General features: G+C 63.4%; 11 protein-coding genes and 1 pseudogene. 3 read left to right on the top strand and 9 right to left on the bottom strand.

The window, feature by feature from the left end:
• The 9 genes and pseudogenes from EOA29_RS10290 to EOA29_RS10255 all read right to left on the bottom strand — a co-directional run.
• A pseudogene (locus EOA29_RS10290) lies at window positions 1-473 on the bottom strand (NAD(P)(+) transhydrogenase (Re/Si-specific) subunit alpha); the annotation flags it as partial.
• Between the two features lie 81 nt (window positions 474-554).
• Window positions 555-779: an aa3-type cytochrome c oxidase subunit IV gene (locus EOA29_RS10285; protein ID WP_127220853.1), complete on the bottom strand. Its 225-nt coding sequence runs from the start codon at window positions 777-779 to the stop codon at window positions 555-557.
• Window positions 780-932: 153 nt separating this feature from the next.
• A complete protein-coding gene (locus EOA29_RS10280; protein WP_124999626.1) occupies window positions 933-1,082 on the bottom strand; it encodes a DUF3096 domain-containing protein in 150 nt (49 codons plus the stop codon).
• A 142-nt stretch (window positions 1,083-1,224) separates the two neighbouring features.
• Window positions 1,225-1,986: a hypothetical protein gene (locus EOA29_RS10275; protein ID WP_126090604.1), complete on the bottom strand. Its 762-nt coding sequence runs from the start codon at window positions 1,984-1,986 to the stop codon at window positions 1,225-1,227.
• 421 nt (window positions 1,987-2,407) lie between these two features.
• Window positions 2,408-4,723 (bottom strand): EAL domain-containing protein, encoded by a 2,316-nt coding sequence (locus EOA29_RS10270; RefSeq protein WP_126090605.1) that lies wholly within the window; start codon window positions 4,721-4,723, stop codon window positions 2,408-2,410.
• A gap of 150 nt (window positions 4,724-4,873) precedes the next feature.
• Window positions 4,874-8,347 (bottom strand): indolepyruvate ferredoxin oxidoreductase family protein, encoded by a 3,474-nt coding sequence (locus EOA29_RS10265; protein ID WP_127220852.1) that lies wholly within the window; start codon window positions 8,345-8,347, stop codon window positions 4,874-4,876.
• A gap of 87 nt (window positions 8,348-8,434) precedes the next feature.
• The gene (locus EOA29_RS41265; RefSeq protein WP_189350410.1) at window positions 8,435-8,689 is read right to left on the bottom strand and encodes a hypothetical protein; all 255 of its coding nucleotides are present in this window, start codon (window positions 8,687-8,689) and stop codon (window positions 8,435-8,437) included.
• Window positions 8,690-8,731: 42 nt separating this feature from the next.
• The gene (locus tag EOA29_RS10260; RefSeq protein WP_126090607.1) at window positions 8,732-9,259 is read right to left on the bottom strand and encodes a hypothetical protein; all 528 of its coding nucleotides are present in this window, start codon (window positions 9,257-9,259) and stop codon (window positions 8,732-8,734) included.
• Window positions 9,252-9,860, bottom strand: coding sequence for a CGNR zinc finger domain-containing protein (locus EOA29_RS10255; RefSeq protein WP_126090608.1), 609 nt, complete (start codon window positions 9,858-9,860; stop codon window positions 9,252-9,254). The genes EOA29_RS10260 and EOA29_RS10255 overlap by 8 nt, the downstream gene beginning before the upstream one ends.
• Window positions 9,861-9,986: 126 nt before the next feature.
• On the opposite strand from EOA29_RS10255, the gene EOA29_RS10250 reads away from it, so the two are divergent.
• The 3 genes from EOA29_RS10250 to EOA29_RS10240 all read left to right on the top strand — a co-directional run.
• The gene (locus EOA29_RS10250) at window positions 9,987-10,892 is read left to right on the top strand and encodes a branched-chain amino acid ABC transporter permease (RefSeq protein WP_126090609.1); all 906 of its coding nucleotides are present in this window, start codon (window positions 9,987-9,989) and stop codon (window positions 10,890-10,892) included.
• Window positions 10,893-11,067: 175 nt separating this feature from the next.
• Window positions 11,068-11,673, top strand: coding sequence for a TRAP transporter small permease subunit (locus EOA29_RS10245; RefSeq protein ID WP_126090610.1), 606 nt, complete (start codon window positions 11,068-11,070; stop codon window positions 11,671-11,673).
• On the top strand, window positions 11,670-13,403 hold a 1,734-nt coding region (locus tag EOA29_RS10240; protein WP_189478858.1), incomplete at its 3' end, for a TRAP transporter large permease subunit. The genes EOA29_RS10245 and EOA29_RS10240, both read left to right, overlap by 4 nt.

Here is a 13,403-nt window from a genome sequence, read left to right as displayed (position 1 = left end):
ATCATCGCCAGCGCTCGGTCATATTCGTACGCGACGTCGATCACCGCCTGATAGCCGGCGAGATTGGCCTGCGAGGAGACCACGTCCATCACCTGCGCGCGGGTGATGCGCGGCATGAATTCCATCGAAAAGGCGGTGATGCCGGCCTTGGCCATCGCCGCAAGCGCCGCATCGTTGCCGTAGGGATCCATGATGGCGATGACCGCCGCACCGGATTTGTAGCCCTTCAGCTCGGCATCGGTCGGCCGACGCACCTTCAGCACCACATCGGCCTTTTTGGCATCGCCGGCCGTTCCGATCGTGCCGCCTGCGGCGGCAAAATCCTGATCGGTGATGCGTGAGCCGAGGCCCGCGCCTTTCTCGACGATCACCTCGAAGCCCAGGCCCGCCAGCCGTTTCACCGTCTCAGGCGAAGCCGCCACACGCGGCTCGTTCGCGTCAAGCTCACGAGGGATGAATACCGACTGCCCCACCGCTTGATCCTTTCGGCTGGAACCTGTCCGCAAGGCGCCGACCGATCTCCGGCGGCGTCACCGGCAAAGGGTTTGAGAAAACTACCGGAGAATGAATGCGCCGGCGGCCATGATAACCGCGAAGAGGATCAGCGCCGAGAAGAAGCCGCCCGCGAAGAAACCGAAAGCCATCGCCACGAGTATTGCCAGACAAACAAGCGATCCATATTTGGCCAGCCTCAGGAAGGCCGCATAGGTGCGGTCATGCTCGGCATAGTCCATCTTCGCACCCAGTTCGACAGGACCGGTCGGCGCATGATCAGCCATAGGAATACCCCTTCGAAGACATCTTCGAGGCACATAGCGAAAAGCCGGACCAAGAGCAATGGCGCTATTGCCGCACGACCGGCGACAACAGCCTCAAATGAAAGTTGAAATGGGACGGGACGCCGCCACCGCGACGCAGCGCGGTGCTGAACCTCAGCCGGCGAGCTGCGGAAACAGGCCGAGCAGGCCGACGACGATCAGATAGAGCGCGACGATGTAGTTGAGCAGGCGCGGCATCACCAGGATCAATATGCCGGCGATCAGCGAGATCAGGGGCGCGAGCGCGAGTGAATGGATGGTCATGATCGTATCCTTCCCATGAACAAACAACCCGACATGGGCCCGGGGCGAACGCCTGTTGCGCAGGACCGCGGCGTCGCTCGACGGCGACGCCGCTATTTCATAACGGTGAAACCGAAGGAAAGGTCCACGATGCTCGGAAGGTTCAGGCAGCGTCGCGATAGTATTTCGCCGTCGGAATGATGGACAGCGGCGTCAGCCGGTTGATCGCCGGGTTGGCAAACATCAGCCGCTGTTCCATCGGCGTTGACTTGAAGAACGGGAACCGTTCGAGGGTCAGGCGCAAATTTTCGCCACAGGGGATTTCGAACAAGGCGATCGGCGCAAGAACACCTGGGAACACCTTGCCTTCGGTCCTCTGCACGGCATGGAAGATACGGGCGTAATAAGCGGAATGCTCGACCTTGACCGGCGTGAGCACCGCGGTCTGGCCGAAGTAGCTGGAGGCCACCATGCCGAGCCTGAGCGTCAGGAAAGGCAGGACTCCCGGCGCGGGCGCGCTGTCGGGATCGGTCGCGAACCGCGTTCCGTCGATGAAGGTCTCTCCGCGGGCAAGCCGCTCGGCCAATATTTCGGGATAGGCGTCGACGGAAGGCGAATAGGGGTGCTCGCGGGAAATATAGTGGAGGCGCAGCGTGCTGACCAATTCACCATCGAAATAGACACCGAACCGGTAGGAATTCGGCAGATTGTCCCAGCGATCCTCGAACATCCCGCTGGCGATCGGGCCGCACATGCCTGACCGCAAATAGGAGTGATAGCGAAGGCGGTAGATCGCCTCCAGATCCTCGCCCCCTGTGATGAGGCGATAGTCGACATGCTCCAGCAATTGCATGATCGAACGGTTCAGCGCCGACCCAGTGTTTGCGCCGGCGCCAGCCTGCGCATCGTTTCTCGCAGCATCCATCTCAAGTCCTCGTATCCGCCTATGATTAGGCTATTCGAGTTGAAATGAGACACAAGCCGAAAATTCAACCCTGCTGATTTACCCTTCGTTAACCTTAATAATCGGCGCAATTGCAGGCGGCAGCGTTGCGCTGAAAAAGCAAATCTGGCGCCTTGCACTAAGCTCACTTTCAACATGAAAGGACGCCGCAAATCTGCAAGCAGAAAGCACTAATCCGTGTCAGAATCCGGCAGAAGCGTCGACCTTCTACAAATATTCACCTTTATGCAGTTACGGATGGAAAAGATTCGACAGGTTTTTCTGAAGTTATTCTGGAAAACGTTGCAAAATAAGTTTCAAAACTTCTGTTTTCGTAGAAAATGCTGCGCACGTTTGATCAACGTGCATTGCCGATCTCAATCGAGCGAATTCCGCAACTGCGCTACCTGGCCGTCCGCTTGGCGGCGAGACGCAGGTCCGCGGCGAACGGCCAGGTGACGTTCGACATCGTCTCGATGCCCGATGCACTGAGCGCGGCACCGAAGAGGAAACCCTGCACGAGGTCCGGTTTGACCGAGCGCACAAGTATCTTCAGTTGCTCGAAGGTCTCGACCCCTTCGATGGTGACGACCAGGCCCAAGGTCCGGGTCAAGCCGACGATCCCCTTCAAAAGATCGAGCGACTGGGCGCTCTGGGTCACGTCGATCAGGAAGGAGCGGTCGATCTTGATCTTGTCGAGCGGCAGCTTGTGCAGATAGCTGAGGCTCGAATAGCCGGTGCCGAAGTCGTCGAGCGCGATGCGAACGCCAAGGGTCTTCAACTCCTCGATCAGTTCGCGCGTCAGCGATTTGTCGTCGAGCAGGGCAGTCTCGGTGACCTCGATCTCGAGCCGGTGCGGCGCAAGGCCCGACGCCGCCAAGGCGTCGCGCACCTTCTGCACGACGTCGCGGTTGCGGAAATCCTTGGCCGACAGGTTGATCGAAACGCTGGTCTGCGCCGGCCATTTGGCGCATTCGGCGCAGGCTGCCTGCAGCACGAAGGTGCTGATCTCGGAGATGATGCCCATCTCCTCGGCCAGCGGAATGAAGACGCCCGGCGAAATCGGCCCGAGATCGGGATGATCCCAGCGGCAAAGCGCCTCGCAACTGGCGATGCGCATGGTGCTCATCGATACGATCGGCTGGTAGACGACGCGCAGTTCCTTGGCTTGCACGGCGCTGCGCAGATCGGCCTTCATCAGCTGGCGGTTGCGGAAGGCGGCATCCATCGAAGCCTCGAACAGCCGCCAGCTGTTCTTGCCGAGCTCCTTGGCCTTGTAGAGCGCAAGGTCCGCCTTGACGATCATGGCATCGACGTCGGTGTCCTTGACGATGGACAACACCGCGCCGCCGCTGGCCTGGATACGCAGGCCATGCCCGGCAACGTCGACTTCGCCCTGCAAGTCGGCGAAGATCTCGTCGAGCAGGCTGCCGAGATGGCTCTCATCCTCGATGCGGTCGAAATAGATCATGAACTCGTCGCCGCCGAAGCGGCTGACATTGATGCCAGGCCCGGCAACCGCCGCCAGCCGCTCGGCCACGGCATAGATCAGCCCGTCGCCGACCGGATGGCCGAGCGTGTCATTGACGCTCTTGAAATCGTCAAGATCGAGCACCGCCAGGCCGCAGAGCCGGTCGCGGTCGCCGGACGCCATGGCCTCGCCGGCCAGCTCGTGGAAGTAGGCGCGGTTCGGCAGGCCGGTGAGGTTGTCGTAGCGCGCCATGAAACGGATCTTCTCCTCCGCCTCGACGCGGGCCGTCACATCCTCGAAGGTGACGACGCCGAGTTCCTGGCTGCCTTCGCGCGCGGAGAATTCGTAGTGCTGGCCGTTGGCGAGCGAAACCAGCACCTTGCGGTCGCGGCCCTCGCGCAGGGCGCGCGTCAGCTGCGCCTCGATGTAGCGGCAGTCCTTCGGTGCCAGCATGCCGCCGGCGACACCGCGCATCAGAAGACCGTGGATCGAACGCCCGAGCAGCGCGTCGGCCGACTTCAGCGACATCAGGTGGGCGGCCTCGGCATTGGCGACCGCGACGCGTCCGTCCGGGCCGAGCATGACCAGGCCATGCGACATGGTGTTGAGCGCGCGGTCGAACCTGCGCGTCAGGTTTCTCGCCTGCTTGTGGCCGATGACGGCCGAGAAGAGCACGTTGCGCACATGGTCGGCGCCGGTGATGGTGATGAACGTCATCGGGATGATCATCAGGCCGAGGACGACGGAAGGCGCGTCCATGCGCAGCAGGAGCGCAAGCGCCGCCGGACCGATGAAGGTCACCGAAAAGATCCGCACCATGCGCGGCGAGCCGTAGTTGCGGGCGACAACCGTGACCAGGGTGGCCAAGGTCAGCGACATCGCCGCCAGCTCGGCAAAGGGATCGGGATACACATAGATCGACACGAAGCACAGCGCGCCCAGGCCGAGGCCCTGCAGGCAGCCCTTCAGGATGTAGCTGCGCTCCAACCGCTGCGCGTGTTCGACATCGGCAATCACGCCGCCTGTTCGCAGGAAGCTGCGAATGCCGAAGTAACGGATAAGGCTGACGGAAAGCAGAGCAAAAGAAAACGTCAGGAACAAGGGGTTGTGCGTGCGCAGATAGATCATGAATCCGAGGATCCAATAGCACGCGCCACCGATCAGCAACATATGCGCGTTGTCGAACAACGAGCGCACAAATTGGATATAAACATCCGCGGGGATGCTTTCGGTCTTTGTTCTGCCCATATGGTCGGCCCAACGCTAAGCCTTGTCATGCCACAACCGCCTTAAGAAAGGCTTAGAACAGCGATGGCTTGAGCAGCAGCTTCCGCCTGCCCGCCAAGGCGCGAACACCTGGGCGGGCCGGAAAGGCCTTGGGCAAAGAGTCGGCGCAAATCACTCGGCGGCGTTGAGAACCGGCACCGGCACGGTTTGGCTCAGCCGCTGGAGCAGTCTGGAGCGCTCCTCGGCCGCCTTTGCTGCGCTGGCCTGCCGGACATGGCCATAGCCGCGGATGAGCGCGGGCACGGAGGCGAGAGCGGCAGCGGCTTCGACCCTGCCCGGCGCAAGCGCTGCGGCGATCAGATCGAGATCAGCCTCGTATTGCGCAAGCAGTTGCCGCTCGGCGCGCCGTTCGGCGGTGTGGCCGAAGAGGTCGAATGCCGTGCCGCGCAGGCCTTTCATGGCCGACAGCAGGCGAAAAGCCTTCATCATCCAGGGACCGAAACTCGATTTCCTCGGCTTGCCGTCATTGCCGCGCCGCCCGAGGATCGGCGGCGCGAGATGGAATTCGAGCCTTTCGTAGCTCTGGAACTGCCTTGCGAGATCGGAGGCGAAGCTGCCGTCGGTATAGAGCCGCGCCACCTCATACTCGTCCTTGATCGCCATCAGCTTGAACAGGTTTTTGGCGGCGGCCCCGGTCACAGCGGTCGAGCCGGGAACCGCCCGCGCCTCGGCGGCACGCAGCGCGGCGACCCTATCGGCATAGCGCTTGCCATAGGCGGCGTTCTGGTAGGCGGTGAGGAATGCAACGCGCCGGGCGATGATGTCGTCCAGCGTTTCGGCGGGCGCGGACACCGGCTTGCCGGTCTTGCCGACCAGGTTGCGCACGAAGTCCGGCTGGTGCGCGGCGCGACGGCCCCAACGGAAGGCGGCGATGTTCATCGCCACGGCTTCACCGTTCAATTCGATAGCCTTTTCAACGGCTTCGGCCGACAGCGGCAGCCCGCCATGCTGGAAAGCGAAGCCGAGCATGAACATGTTGGCGCCGAGCGAATTGCCAAACAAAGCGGTGGCGGTGCGGGTGGCGTCGAAGAAGTGGGCGTTGTCGTCGCCAGCGGCGGCGCGGATCGCTTTCTTCAGCCGTTCGACCGGCAGGGAAAAATCGGCGGAGCGCGTGAATTCGCCAGGCATGATTTCGGCGGTGTTGGCGAGGAACATCGTGTGACCCTCGCGCACCGCGGCGAGCACTTTCTTGGCGCCGGAGACCACGAGGTCGCAGCCGAGCACAAGGTCCGCCTTGCCGGCCGAAACGCGGATGGCGTGGATGTCCTCGGGCGTCGAAGCAATGCGGACATGGGTGAAGACCGAGCCGCCCTTCTGGGCAAGGCCCGCCATGTCGATCATGCCGCAGCCTTTACCCTCGAGGTGGGCGGCCATGCCGAGCACCGCGCCGATGGTGACCACGCCGGTGCCGCCGACGCCGTCGATGATCGCCGCCCAGCCCTCTCCGCCAAGTGGGAATTCGGCGGGCGATGGCACGCCGTCGAGCGGATCGGTCTTGCCGGCGATGCCTTCGGCCTTCCTGATCTTGCCGCCATGAACGGTGACGAAGGAGGGGCAGAAACCGCCAAGGCATGAAAAATCCTTGTTGCAGCTCGACTGGTCGATCCGGCGCTTGCGGCCGAATTCGGTTTCGACCGGCTGGATCGAGACGCAGTTGGATTGCACGCCGCAATCGCCGCAACCCTCGCAGACCAGCTCGTTGATGAAGACGCGCCTGTCGGGGTCGGGAAAGGTGCCGCGCTTGCGGCGGCGGCGCTTCTCGGCGGCGCAGGTCTGATCGTAGAGGAGCACTGAGACGCCTTTCACACCGCGCAATTCGCGCTGGACCAGGTCGAGGTCGTCGCGGTGATGGATGGTGGCGCCAGCCGGGAAATCGGCCTTGCCAGCATATTTGTCCGGTTCGTCGGTGACGATGGCGATGCGGTTGACGCCTTCGGCGCGCACCTGTCTGGCGATCATATCCACGGTGAGGCCGCCTTCATGCGGCTGGCCGCCGGTCATGGCGACCGCGTCGTTGTAGAGGATCTTGTAGGTGATGTTGGCGCCGGAGGACAGCGCGAAGCGGATCGCCAGCAGGCCGGAATGGTTATAGGTGCCGTCGCCGAGATTCTGGAAGATATGGTCGCGCTTCGAGAACGGCGCCTGGCCGACCCATTGCGCGCCCTCGCCGCCCATGGCGGTGAAGCCGACGGTGTTCCTGTCCATCCACAGCGCCATGAAGTGGCAACCGATGCCGGCGGCGGCCAGCGAGCCCTCCGGCACCTTGGTCGAGGAATTGTGCGGGCAGCCCGAGCAGAAGAAAGGCGTGCGCGAGCCGATGTCGACGGTGTCGGCGAGCATCGCCTGGAACTGGCGCAGCTTCGCCACCCGCGCGGCGATCTCCTCCGACGGGCCTATGGTGCGCAGGATCCGCTCGCCGAGCGCGATCGCGATCTCGTTGGGATCGAGCGCACCCTTGGCCGGAAACAGCCAGTCGCCGCGCTCGTCCTTCTTGCCGACGATGGCCGGGTGGGCGGCGGTGCCGTAGAGATTTTCACGCAGCTGCACCTCGATCAGCGAGCGCTTTTCCTCGACGACGACGATGGTGTCGAGGCCGCGCGCGAAGTCGGCGATGTGCTGGAAATCGAGCGGCCAGGGGCAGCCGACCTTGAACAGGCGGATGCCGATGCGGTTTGCGGCCTTCTCATCGATGCCGATATCTTCCAGCGCCTGGCGGACATCGAGATAGCTCTTGCCGATGGTGATGACGCCGAGCTTCGGGTTGCGACCGCCCGAATAGACGATCCGGTTCAGCCCATTGGCCTGGATGAAGGCGGAAGCGGCGGCGCGCTTATGCTCATGCAGCCGCTCTTCCTGGCCAAGCATGTCGATCTCGTGGCGGATGTTGAGGCCGCCGGGCGGCATGTCGAAGTCCGGAATGACGATGTTCAGCCGCTCGAGCGAGGCGTCGACCGAGGCCGTCGATTCGATGTTGTCCTTGACGCATTTGATCGCCGCCCAGGTGCCGGCGAAGCGCGACATGGCAAAGCCGTAAAGGCCGTAGTCGATGATCTCCTGGACGCCGGCCGGATTGAGGATCGGCACCATGGTGTCGACGAAGAGGAATTCGGTGGCATGCGCGTTGGTCGAGGATTCGGCCATGTGGTCGTCGCCCATCAAGGCGAGAACGCCGCCATGCTTGGACGAGCCGGCGAGGTTGGCGTGGCGGAACACGTCGCCGGAGCGATCGACGCCCGGCCCCTTGCCGTACCAGACCGCGAAGACGCCGTCATGCGTGCCTTCGCCGAGCAGCTCGGTCTGCTGCGAGCCCCAGCAGGCGGTGGCGGCGAGTTCCTCGTTGAGGCCAGGCTGGAAGACGATGTCGGATTGCGCAAGCTGCCGCTTCGCCTTCCAGAGCTGCATGTCGAGGCCGCCGAGCGGCGAGCCGCGATAGCCGGAGACGAAGCCCGCGGTGTTGAGCCCGGCGCGGCGGTCGCGCTCGCGCTGCATAAGAAGCATGCGCACGACGGCCTGCGCCCCGGACAGGAAAACGCGCTCCTTGCCAAGGTCGAACTTGTCGTCGAGCGCGACGTCATGCAGCGTCATCAGGCATTTCCTCTGCGGAGGCACGCCTCAGACGGGCGGCCAACGTCGGAGTGGGACGCCGCAGTCTTTCTTCCCTTGCGGGAGAGGTCAAACGAAAAAGCAGGGGCCAGAGCGGACGCAACAAACGGTCCGGGTGAAGTCGCCCAGCGCATTTAAGACGAAGCTAAACGCTTCACGAAGCACGAAAATTTCAGCAGCCGGCGTCTCCTGCCTGGGCACGATCTTTCCGAAACCGCTGCGCAGTTTTTGCTGACGCTGACCACCGGTTCGAGATCGTGCCCTAAAGCGCGTCGCGTCGAAACGGATTCGAGCGACGCGCTTTAAATCTTTGTTTTTATGCATGTCGTTTTCCCAAAACCGCTACACACTTTTGGGCGACATGCATTAGACCGCCTTCGAGCAATCCGGCTTCGGCTCATCGGGCAGCTTGCCGTCGGGATGGCCGGCGAGGTCCGGGTTGAGCTCGTATTTCGGCCCGATCACCAGAGGCCGGTCCGGCAGCATCGTCTGGTCCTCCGTCGAGGTCATCGTCGTCTCGAGGCTTTGCAGCAGGGTGCCGCTCGAATCCTCGATGCGGATCGTGACGGAATAGGGCTTGTCCTTGACGACGCAGGTGAGCGGAGGGCTGGTCAGGGTGATATGGGGAAGCTTGGGCCAGATCTTCTGGTTGACGATGAGCGGGTCGCCGCCGGCTGGATTCTGGAAATTGACGACCGCGACCTGCCCCTCGCCCATGGGCCGCAGCGGCCTCAGCGTTATGACATAGGTGGCTATGCCGAGCCTGTAGTTGAATTCGAACAGCTTGCCGGAAATGGCGAAGAGCTGCTCCTTGCCCGTATCGCGGCAGGCGCCGAGCACTGTGGCGGCAATCAAGGCCGCGCCAAGGGCGATCGAACGGAACTTGCTAGGCATTGATGGCCTCCCTGGCCGCCGTGCGGCGGCGATAGTAGCGGTTCGCTTTCTGACGGTTGCCGCAGACGGCCATGTCGCACCAGAGGCGGCTGGCGTTGCGGCTGCGGTCGACGAAGAGCCAGCTGCAGTTCGGACAAATCCTGAGCCTGGCAACGGTTTCGTCGCGCAACAGCGAAAGCGCCGAGACGGCCAAGGCCGCCTCGAAGGCGATCGGTGTCGCCGGATCGCCGAACGGCTGGCCCGGCGCCCCGATCTCGGTGCTGCTACCGGAAAGGCCACTGGCGCAGGCCGTCAGGAAATCCGGCAGATGGCCGGCGGAGATGGCACCTTTCGTTATGGCATGGCGAAACAGCCGGTCGGTCGCCTCACGGATCGACAGCACGACCGGGGCGATGCCGCCCGGTTCCGGCGCCTGCAGCCGCCGGCCGCCGAGCTCGGCGGCGCGAAAGCCGCTTGCCGCCTCGGCGAAGCGGGCGATCTCGGCGGGATCGTCGAAACGATCAAAAGTCTTTTCCGGATCGTTGCGCAGCACGACCGTGTTCGCCGTGTCGAGCGCGAGGATGCCGCCGGTGAAGCGGTGCGGGGTCCAGGATACCGTCATGGCGGGAAATCTAACCTATAAAACGTGTTTGACAAGTTAGATTCCTGATGCAAGGCTCGCCGCTAAATCAACGTGCTCCAGCGTCCTTTGCGCGTCCCAAAGGGCGCAGCGCTGCAGGGATGCTTAATGCTCTATTTCTACCAGCAGGTGCTCAACGGGCTGCATTCCGGCGCGCTCTATGCGCTGCTCGCCTTCGGCTATGTGCTGACGAACGGCATCCTGCACCGCACCAACCTTGCCTATGGCGCGCTGTTTGCCTTTTGCGGCCACACGATGATCCTGACCGCGGCCTTCGGCTACCAGGCGCTGTGGCTGACGCTGTTCGCGTCGGTCGCGCTCGGCATCGTGGCCGCTCTGCTCTATGCCGTGCTGATCAGCCAAGTGCTGTCGCGCAGCGTCTTCGAAAGGCTGGCCGACAGGTCGCCCAACGCCATCGTGGTGACGACGCTCGGCATCTTGCTGTTCCTGTCGGAAGCAAGCCGCATCGCCGCCGACACCCATGATCTTTGGCTGCCGCCGATGCTCGCCGATCCTGTCGTCTTCGCGCAGGATGCCGGCTTCAAGGTCACGCTCACCGTCATCCAGCTGCTCGACTGCGCCGCCGTGATAGCGGTGGTGGCCCTGGCGGCCTGGACGTTTTCGCATTCGCGCTTCGGCCGCGCCTGGCGAGCCGTCTCCGACGATCCGAAGGCGGCCGCGATGTGCGGCGTCGACGTGCGCGCTGTGTTCCGCCGCGCGGTGCTCTACGGCGGCTTCTGCGCGGCTTTTGCAGGCGTGCTCGCCGGCCTCTATTACGGCAATATCAGCTTCGGCACCGGTCTCGTCTACGGCCTCAAGATCCTGTTCGTCACGGCGGTCGGCGGCTATTTGTCGCCGCTCAAGGCGGCGCTTGGCGCCGCGGCCTTCGGAATGGCCGAATCGCTGTGGGCCGGTTACTTCCCGATCGAATGGCGCGATGGCTGGATATATCTCTTCCTCGTCGCCATGCTGGTGCTGATCGGCGCAAGCCGCGACCAGGCCAAGGTCGCCTGAATCCCTCAGACTTTGGTTGCATGACGTTCGGTGAACCGGCAGCTTTCCACCGGCGCCGTCGTTTGTCGCGCCTTGTCATGTTGACCAACCGGACCACGCACTGCATACCGTTGGGCCAAGCGACGCGAGACCGGAGGGGGAACCGGGCGCGGCGCCGGCATCAGGGAGGAATTGCATGGCAGGGCTACTCGCTCTCTCCAGGACGATCGACCGCATCAACGAGTTCATCGGCCGCTGGATCTCGTGGCTGATCCTGCTGGCGATCCTGGTAAGCGCCGGCAACGCCGTCATCCGCAAGGCGTTCGATATCTCCTCCAATGCCTGGCTCGAACTGCAATGGTACCTGTTCGGCGCCGCCTTCATGCTGGCGGCGGCCTACACGCTGAAGCAGAACGACCATATCCGCATCGACATCGTCTACGGCATGTTCTCGCGCCGCGTGCAGCACTGGATCGACCTTCTCGGCCACCTCTTCTTCCTGATGCCGTTCGTGGTGCTGATGGTGATCTACTTCGTTCCTTACGTGTCGCTGTCTTTCCGCAGCGGCGAGATGTCGACCAACGCCGGCGGCCTGATCGTCTGGCCGGCCAAGGCCATCCTGCTCGCCGGCTTCATCCTGCTGGCGCTGCAGGGCGTTTCAGAGATCATCAAGAAGATCGCCATCATGCGCGGCGACATGGAGGATCCCAATCCCTTCGTATCGGCGCATGAGCAAGCCGAGCTCGAGGCCAAGGCGCTTGCCGAAGAAGCCAAGGCGCTGGCCGGCGAGGTGCGCCCATGATCGAGTTCATCGCGCAGAACATGGCGCCGATCATGTTCGCCTCGCTGGTCATCTTCCTTTTGATCGGCTACCCAGTCGCCTTCTCGCTCGCCGCCAACGGTCTCCTGTTCTTCTTCATCGGCGTGCTGTTGTCGCCTTACTCCGGCGGATCGATCAACCTCGCCTGGCCGCTGCTGCACGCGCTGCCGGACAATTTCTACGGCACCAGGGTGATGTCGAACGACACGCTGCTGGCCATTCCCTTCTTCACCTTCATGGGCATCGTGCTCGAACGATCCGGCATGGCCGAGGACCTGCTCGACACGATCGGGCAGCTTTTCGGCCCGATCCGCGGCGGGCTTGCCTATGCGGTGATCTTCGTCGGCGCGCTGCTTGCCGCCACAACCGGCGTGGTGGCGGCCTCCGTCATCGCCATGGGTCTCATCTCGCTGCCGATCATGCTGCGCTACGGCTATGACCGGCGGCTGGCCTCCGGCGTGATCGCGGCCTCCGGCACGCTGGCCCAGATCATCCCGCCCTCGCTGGTGCTGATCGTGCTGGCCGACCAACTCGGCCGCTCGGTCGGCGACATGTATGCGGGCGCGCTGATTCCCGGCATCGTGCTGACCGCCATCTACATGCTCTACATCCTGATCATGTCGATCATCCGCCCGAACTCGATGCCGGCGCTGCCGGCCGAGGCGCGCACGCTCGGCCGCGGCGTGATCTCGCTGATCGTCGCTTTGCTGGTAACCGCAGCCATCTCCTATGCGGCCTACCGCTATCTGGTGCCGGCGCATGGCGATAACGCCGACATTCTCGGCGCCTGTGTCGGCGTGATCGTGATCTATGCCGTGGCGATCGCCGACCAGCGCCTCCACGTCAACATGATGTCCAAGCTGGCGCAGCAGGTGGTGATCGTGCTGATCCCACCGCTGGCGCTGATCTTCCTGGTGCTCGGCACCATCTTCCTCGGCATCGCCACGCCGACCGAAGGCGGCGCGATGGGTTCAGTCGGCGCGTTGATCATGGCTGCGGCAAAGGGGCGGCTGTCGCTCGACGTCATCAAACAGGCGCTGGCTTCGACGACGCGGCTGTCCTCCTTCGTGCTGTTCATCCTGATCGGCGCGCGCGTCTTTTCTCTCACCTTCTACGGCGTCAACGGCCACATCTGGGTCGAGCACCTGCTCACCTCGCTGCCCGGCGGCGAGACCGGCTTCCTGATCGGCGTCAACCTGCTGGTCTTCGTGCTGGCCTTCTTCCTCGACTTCTTCGAGCTCGCCTTCATCATCGTGCCGCTGCTCGCGCCCGCCGCCGACAAGCTCGGCATCGACCTGATCTGGTTCGGCGTACTGCTCGGCGTCAACATGCAGACCAGCTTCATGCATCCGCCCTTCGGCTTCGCGCTGTTCTACCTGCGCTCGGTCGCGGCGCGCGTGCCCTATCTCGACCGCATCACCGGCAAGCAGATCGCGCCGGTCACCACCGGCCAGATTTATTGGGGCGCGGTGCCGTTCGTCTGTATCCAGGTGATCATGATCGGGCTCACCATCGCCTTCCCGCAGATGGTGATGCGCTACAAGGGTGCCGCTGTCGAACCCGCCACGATAGACTTGAAGCTGCCGGAGATGCCGGGACTGTCGCCGCTAGGCACGCCGCCGGCCGACAATGGCGCGGCGCCGCCCGCCAATAGCGGCACGGCGCCGGCAGCCCCCGGCGCGCCCGATCTGTCGCAGCCGCCGAATTTCGGC

It is taken from the genome of Mesorhizobium sp. M1E.F.Ca.ET.063.01.1.1, assembly GCF_003998155.1.
Taxonomy (GTDB): Bacteria; Pseudomonadota; Alphaproteobacteria; order Rhizobiales; family Rhizobiaceae; genus Mesorhizobium.
Note: the sequence above shows the minus strand (reverse complement) of the source record. Positions and strands in the feature narration are given on the sequence as shown.